This window comes from Actinophytocola sp., from assembly GCF_035942955.1.
Classification (GTDB): domain Bacteria; phylum Actinomycetota; class Actinomycetes; order Mycobacteriales; family Pseudonocardiaceae; genus DASYTH01.
Genome location: NZ_DASZCQ010000335.1, coordinates 22,709 through 29,246, shown reverse-complemented (window position 1 = coordinate 29,246; position 6,538 = coordinate 22,709). Strand labels below are relative to the sequence as shown.

8 protein-coding genes and 1 pseudogene are annotated in these 6,538 nt (G+C 71.5%); 8 read left to right on the top strand and 1 reads right to left on the bottom strand.

Annotated elements, in window-relative coordinates; all coding sequences use genetic code 11:
- The 8 genes and pseudogenes from VGX25_RS33440 to VGX25_RS33405 all read left to right on the top strand — a co-directional run.
- A pseudogene (locus VGX25_RS33440) lies at positions 1 to 429 on the top strand (hypothetical protein); the annotation flags it as partial.
- Positions 426 to 869, top strand: a complete 444-nt coding sequence (locus tag VGX25_RS33435) for a roadblock/LC7 domain-containing protein (RefSeq protein ID WP_326921978.1) — start codon at positions 426 to 428, stop codon at positions 867 to 869. The pseudogene VGX25_RS33440 and the gene VGX25_RS33435, both read left to right, overlap by 4 nt.
- Positions 870 to 900: 31 nt before the next feature.
- A complete protein-coding gene (locus VGX25_RS33430) occupies positions 901 to 1,275 on the top strand; it encodes a DUF742 domain-containing protein (protein WP_326921977.1) in 375 nt (124 codons plus the stop codon).
- Entirely contained in the window at positions 1,253 to 1,855 is a 603-nt protein-coding gene (locus VGX25_RS33425; protein WP_326921976.1) for a GTP-binding protein, read from the top strand. Before VGX25_RS33430 ends, VGX25_RS33425 begins: the two co-directional genes overlap by 23 nt.
- Positions 1,856 to 1,924: 69 nt before the next feature.
- Positions 1,925 to 2,848, top strand: coding sequence for an ABC transporter ATP-binding protein (locus VGX25_RS33420; protein ID WP_326921975.1), 924 nt, complete (start codon positions 1,925 to 1,927; stop codon positions 2,846 to 2,848).
- Complete coding sequence (locus tag VGX25_RS33415) at positions 2,835 to 3,698, top strand: hypothetical protein (RefSeq protein WP_326921974.1); 864 nt, start codon at positions 2,835 to 2,837, stop codon at positions 3,696 to 3,698. Before VGX25_RS33420 ends, VGX25_RS33415 begins: the two co-directional genes overlap by 14 nt.
- On the top strand, positions 3,695 to 4,609 hold the full coding sequence (locus VGX25_RS33410; protein ID WP_326921973.1) for an ABC transporter ATP-binding protein: 915 nt from the start codon (positions 3,695 to 3,697) through the stop codon (positions 4,607 to 4,609). The genes VGX25_RS33415 and VGX25_RS33410 overlap by 4 nt, the downstream gene beginning before the upstream one ends.
- Entirely contained in the window at positions 4,609 to 5,322 is a 714-nt protein-coding gene (locus VGX25_RS33405) for an ABC transporter permease (RefSeq protein WP_326921972.1), read from the top strand. Before VGX25_RS33410 ends, VGX25_RS33405 begins: the two co-directional genes overlap by 1 nt.
- Here the strand turns inward: VGX25_RS33405 and VGX25_RS33400 are convergent.
- Positions 5,319 to 6,512 (bottom strand): hypothetical protein, encoded by a 1,194-nt coding sequence (locus VGX25_RS33400; RefSeq protein ID WP_326921971.1) that lies wholly within the window; start codon positions 6,510 to 6,512, stop codon positions 5,319 to 5,321. The two genes, VGX25_RS33405 and VGX25_RS33400, sit on opposite strands and share 4 nt — an antisense overlap.
- Between the last annotated feature and the right edge of the window lie 26 nt (positions 6,513 to 6,538).

The window sequence follows — 6,538 nt, the reverse complement described above, 5'->3', positions numbered from 1 at the left end:
GCCGTGCGCACGGCCATGGACGACTACCAGTCGGCCATCGCCAAGGCGGCCACGGTGCTTCCGGACCGCACCGGGATGCGGGTCCCGCCGTCGCCGCTGGCCGTGCGGCGTTCCGCCGTCGCGGCCGACCCCGCTCCCGGCCCGGCGCCCGCCGAGCACAGCGGGCTGACCCGGCGGGTCCCCGGCGCCAACCTCGCCCCCGGCCTGCGCAGCCAGCGAATCCCCAAGGTGAGCCGCGCGCCCGACCCCGGCGCCGCGCCCGCCGATCCCGCGGCGTGGACCGCCATCGCCCGGCGCACCCGCGACCCCGACGCGGAGCGGGCGGCGCTGGACGCGTTCGCCAAAGGCTTGGCCCGAGCCGACAAGCCGCCGGACAACGACCCCACCGCCAGCCGGGACACCGACTCGACGAAAGGGAGCACAGCATGACCAAGCCCGCGCCGGGCACGCCGTTAGCCAGCGTCAGTGCCGAAGCGCAGAACTTCAACTGGCTGGTGAACCGCTTCGCGCAGAACACCGCGGGAGCCATCGCCGCCATCGCGGTGTCCGCCGACGGCCTGCTGATCGCGATGTCGTCGGACATGGCCCGGTCCAGCGCCGACCGGCTCGCGGCGATCTGCTCGGCCATGCTCAGCCTGGCCAACGGGGTCTCCGAGTGCCACCCGCTCGGCCTGCCGGACAAGGTGATCATCGAGCTGGAGCAGGGCTACCTGCTGGTCTGCACGATCAGCATCGGCTGCTCGCTCGGCGTGCTGGCGTCCAAGAGCGCCAGCCTCGGCACGATCGCCTACGAGATGGCCATGTTCGCCAACCGGGCCACCGCCGTGCTGTCCCCCCAACTGATCGAGGAGCTCAAGAACACCGTCTGAACGCGACAGTCCGAACGCGAAGGAGGAGGCGATGAGCGGTGATCCCGGCGACACCGTCGATCGGGACGTCTCCCTGCTGCGTCCGTACCTGCTCACGTCCGGGCGCGCGCAGCCGATCGACGACACGCTCGAGATCGAGGCGCAGGTCGCGACCAGCCGGCTCGGTGAGGCGTCCCAGTCGAACCTCACCTTCGAGCGCAAGGACATCGTCGCGCTGTGCCGCACCGGCTCGAAGTCGGTCGCCGAGGTCGCCGCGATCCTCGGCCTGCACATCGGTGTGGCCCGGGTGCTGGTCGCCGACCTCGCCGCCCTCGGCTACGTCATCGTTCGCCGGCCCGGAATCCAACTCTCCCAAGACCTCGACATGATCGAGAGGGTCATTCGTGGACTCGAAGCCATTCGCTGAACCCATCGCAGGCGCCAGACGCCCGCCGACCCCCGTCAAGATCGTCATCGCGGGCGGCTTCGGAGTCGGCAAGACGACCGCGGTGGCCGCGATCTCCGAGATCGAACCGCTCACCACGGAGGCGGCGATGACCTCCGTCGCCGCCGAGATCGACCGCGTCAAGCACGTTCCGGCCAAGACCACCACCACGGTCGCGCTGGACTTCGGCTGCATCACCATCGATGAGGACGTCAAGCTCTACCTGTTCGGCACGCCCGGCCAGGACCGATTCGGCTTCATGTGGCAGGACCTCGTGCACGGCGCGCTCGGCGCGCTGGTCATCGTGGACACCCGCCGCCTCGACGACTGCTACCCCGCGGTGGACTACTTCGAGAAGGCCGGGCTTCCCTTCGTCGTCGCAGTCAACCTCTTCGACGGCGTCCTCGCCCACGACCTCGCCGACGTCCGCTGGGCGCTCGCCGTCCGCGACGAGGTCCCGATCGTCACCTTCGACGCCCGCGCCAAGCTCTCCGTGCGCGACGCCCTCGTCGCCGTCCTGCACAACACCCTGCACCGGGTCCGCGCCAGAGCGGCGACCTGAGCCCCTAAGGGTCGATTCCGGGGTTGTTGCCGGATGTCGGCGGACCGCCGGGCTCGTAGGGTCCGGTGCGTGGCTGTCATCGAGACGGAAGCCCTGGAGAAACAGTACGACGGTCGGATCACCGCGCTGGCCGATCTCACGGTGTCCGTCGAGCCCGGCATCGTCGGGCTGGTCGGCGCGAACGGGGCCGGCAAGAGCACGCTGATCAAGCTCGCGCTCGGCCTGCTCACCCCGACCAGCGGTCGGATCCGGGTGCTGGGGCTGGATCCGCTCGCCGACGGCGAGGCGGTCCGGGCACGCGTCGGCTACATGCCCGAGCACGACTGCCTGCCGCCGGACGTCGCCGCGGCCGAGTTCGTCACGCACCTGGCCAGGATCAGCGGGCTGCCCGCGCCGACCGCGCGGGAGCGGGCCTCGGAGACGCTGCGGCACGTGGGGTTGTACGAGGAGCGGTACCGCCGGATCGGCGGCTACTCCACCGGGATGAAGCAGCGGGTCAAGCTGGCCCAGGCGCTGGTGCACGACCCGGAGCTGCTGCTGCTCGACGAGCCGACCAACGGCCTGGATCCGGAGGGGCGCAGGGCGATGCTCAGCCTCGTGCACCGGATCGGCACCGAGTTCGGCATCTCCGTCGTGGTGTGCTCGCATCTGCTCGGCGAGATCGAGCGGATCTGCACCTCGCTGGTGGCCATCGACGCCGGCCGGCTGCTGCGCTCGGCCTCGCTGTCGTCGATGACCCGGCACAGCGACCTGCTGACGGTGGAGATCGACGGCGAGGTGGCACGGCTCGCGGCCCGGCTGACCGAGTCCGGTTTGGACGTTCGGGCGCAGGGCCGGACACTGCTGGTGCAGCTGTCTACTGAGGACACCTACGACGTCATCCGGGACGCGGTCGCCGATCTGGACCTGTCCCTGCACCGGCTGGAGCGGCACCGGCACCAGGTTGCCGACCTGTTCCGCGAGCTACCGGAGGCCAGCCATGCCGGCGCCTGACGCGAGCGGTGTCATCCACGACATCGGATACCAGCGGTACACCGGACCGCGGCTCGGCCGTCGGTACGCGGCACGTTCCCTGTACTGGCACGGCGTGCGCGGCGCGTACGGGATCGGGCGGGGCGCCTGGGCCAAGGTCCTGCCGATGGGGCTGTTCGCGCTGGCCTGCCTGGCCGCGGTGATCCTGGTCGTGGTCAGCTCCCAGTTCCCGTCGCCGGTGCTGGACTACGTCGGCATCGCCTCCACTTTCTCTTACGCCGCAACGGTTTTCGTGGCGATCGTGGCTCCGGAGCTGGTGTCCGGCGACCTGCGCAACAACCTGCTGCCGCTGTACCTGTCCCGGCCGCTGCGCCGCTCGGACTACGCCATGGCCAAGCTGGGCGCGCTGGCCACCGCGGTGCTCGTGCTGTTCGCCGGCCCGATGCTGGTGATGTTCGTCGGCCTGGCGTTCGACACCAGGACCGGCGTGAGCGGGGTGCTCGAGCAGGCGGCCGACCTGCTCGCCGGGCTGGCCGCCGCCGTCATTCACGCCGCCCTCCTCGCCGCGCTGGCGTTGCCGCTGGCCGCGCTGTCCGGCCGGCGGGTGTTCGCCACCGGGATCATCATCGCGGTGTTCCTGCTGACCGCTCCGGTCTCCGGCGCGCTGCGGGCGCTGGACCCCGGCGCGGCCGGGCAGCTGGCCGGGCTGCTCGACCCGGTGAGCCTGCTCAACGGGGTCGACCGGTGGATCTTCGGCAAGGGTCTGGTGCAGGTCGGCCCGTACGGCCCGGTGTACGGCATCGTCGCGGTGGTGCTGACCGCCGCCGGCGTCGGCTGCGCGGTGTGGCGCTACCGGAAGGTGAAGGCATGACCAGCACTGTCGAACTGTCCACCGTGTCCCGCTGGTACGGCAACGTGGTGGCCGTCAACGACGTGACGCTGACCATCGGGCCGGGGGTGACCGGGCTGCTCGGCCCCAACGGCGCGGGCAAGACGACCGTCCTGCACCTGATGGCCGGCCTGCTCGCCCCGTCGCAGGGCACGGTGCTCGTCGGCGGCGTGCCGAGCTGGCGCAACCCGGACGTCTACTCGACCCTCGGGCTGGTCACCGAGCGGGAGAGCGTGCCGGGCTTCCTTTCCGCCTGGGAGTTCGTCCTGGCCAGCGCGAAGCTGCACGGGCTGCCCGACCCGCCGCGCGCCGCCCGCGCCGCGCTGGACATCGTCGAGCTCGGCGCCGCCGTCGACCGGCGGATCTCCACCTACTCCAAGGGAATGCGCCAGCGGACCCGGGTGGCCGCCGCGCTGGTGCACGATCCCGAGGTGCTGCTGCTCGACGAGCCGTTCAACGGGCTGGATCCCCGCCAGCGCCTGCACATGATGGACCTGCTGCACCGGATGGCCGGCGAGGGCCGCACGATCCTGTTCAGCTCGCATATCCTCGAGGAGGTCGAGCAGCTCTCCGGCACCGTGCAGGTCATCGTGGCCGGCCGGCTGGCGGCCTCCGGCGACTACCGGCACATCCGCCGGCTGATGACCAACCGCCCGCACGTCTTCCTGATCCAGTCCTCCGACAACCGTCTACTCTCGACAGTCCTGATGCGACACCCGTCGGTCTCGGGCGTCGAGCTGGACCCGGCCGGCCTGCAGGTCAGGGCGAACGACTACGGCACGTTCACCCGGGTCCTGGCCAAGGCCGCCCGCGCCGAGGGCATCCGGCTGACCGGCATCCTGCCCTCCGACGAGTCCCTGGAAAAGGTCTTCTCCTACCTGGTGGCCGCCTGATGAACCCGACGATCATGCAACTGACGGCCAGGGCCCTGCTGGGCCGCCGGCGCGTCCTGTTGCTGCTGCCCATGCCCGTGGTGCTGATCGGCCTGACCCTGCTCGGCCGCGCCGCTCCCGTGCCCGCCTCCGACTGGGGTCCCACGGTGTTCGGCGACCTCGGCCTCGGCGTCATCCTCCCGCTCACCGCGCTGATCATCGGCAGCAGCGTGCTCGGCCTTGAGATCGAGGACGGCACCATCACCCACCTGCTCACCAAACCCTTGCCGCGCAGCGAGATCATCCTGTCCAAGCTCACCGTCGCCTGGGCCGTCACGACCGTCGCCACCGCGGTGCCGCTGGCGGCCGCCGGCCTGATCGCCGGCTCCCCCGGCCTTGCCCTCGGGCTCGTCGTCGGCGACACGATCGGCGCGCTCGCCTACTCGGCGAGCTTTCTCGCGCTGAGCCTGGTGACCCGCCGCCCGGTCGCCGCCGGGCTCGTCTACATCGTCCTCTGGGAGAACCTCCTCGGTGGCTTCGTGTCCGGCACCAGGATCTTCAGCATCCACCACCAGACGGCCTCGCTCACCGGCGCGATCGCCGACAGCGAGCTGATCACGGCGACGCTCGCCGCACCGCTCGCCCTCGTGCTGGCCGGTGTGTTCACCGTCGCCGGCACCGTGCTCGCCACGACCCGCCTTCGCTCGTTCGCGCTGACCGGCGACACGGGCTAGCTCTGCCTGACCGTGTTCCTGCGCAGGGTGGAGCCCAACCGGCCCGGCGTGACGTCGACGTCGCGCCACCCGACTGCCCACAGTGGACTGTTGGGTGGCCCGGCCGCGATGTCGCTGAGGAACGTCGCCGGGAAGTTGTTGGTTGCCGACGGCGCGATCGGCGGGTCGATCGGGCTGGGCCGGAGCGTGACACCGTCGAAGCGTTCGATGTGCGCGGTCTCGACGCCGTCGACCATCGCGTACCCGGCCAGCCAGGCCTCGACGCCGTAGATCGCGGCCACCCCGGTGAACTCGGTCGTCCTCGGGTCGGCCGCCGGCAGCACCCGCCAGGTCGCGCCGTCGTAAAGCAGGGCGACGGCCTGCCGGTGGCCGGGCTCCTCGTCCGGCGATCCGGTGTACCCGACCGCCATGATCTCCTTGTCCCCGACGATGGTCACGCCGAGCAGGTCGTTGAAGTGCGGGCCGAGGTCGGGCGCAGGGACTTGGGCCCAGGACTGGCCGTCGTAGTTCAGGACGAGGATCTGGGACATGCCGGGCCGCTCCCACGAGGTGCTGCTGCCGACCGCCCACACGTCCCACGGCGACCGGGCCGCGACCGCGTTGAGCCGGTTCGTCCGGGTGCCGGGACCCGGGCCGGCCTGCTCGGCCCAGGACGTGCCGTCCCACCGCATGATCAGCGGCCGGGTCGAGTCCTCGGCGCTTCCGGCCGTGCCGACCGTCCACCCCAGACCGGCGTGCACCATGTCGATGCCGCCCAGCTCGCTGTGCAGGTCCGGAGCGGCAACGGGGAACACAGCACCGGCGCCCGGGTCGGTCCGGCTGTAGCGCTCGATCCTGGCCCGGTGCGCGCCGTCTCCTGCCGGCGTCGCCCGCCCGACGGCCCACACCGCCTCGCCGGCGATGTCGAGGTCGGCGAGGCGGACGTCCAGCGCCGGCTGGTCGGAGTCGGTGGCGCCGGGAATCCGGTGCAGCGCAACGCCGTCCCAGCGACCGATCAAGGACTGGTGCGTGCCACCGGCGGTCCGCTCGTCGCCGGCCGCCCAGGCCTCGGTGGGTGTCGCCACCGCGATCGCGTTCAGCGCGGATTCGCCCTGGGACGCAACGGGTTTGGTGAACTGCCACGGATCGTCGCGGAGCGAACCCACGGCGGGTGTGACCGGGACCGTCACGGTCAGCAGGAGCGTGACCACGCAACAGTGGAATCGCCGGAGCTTTC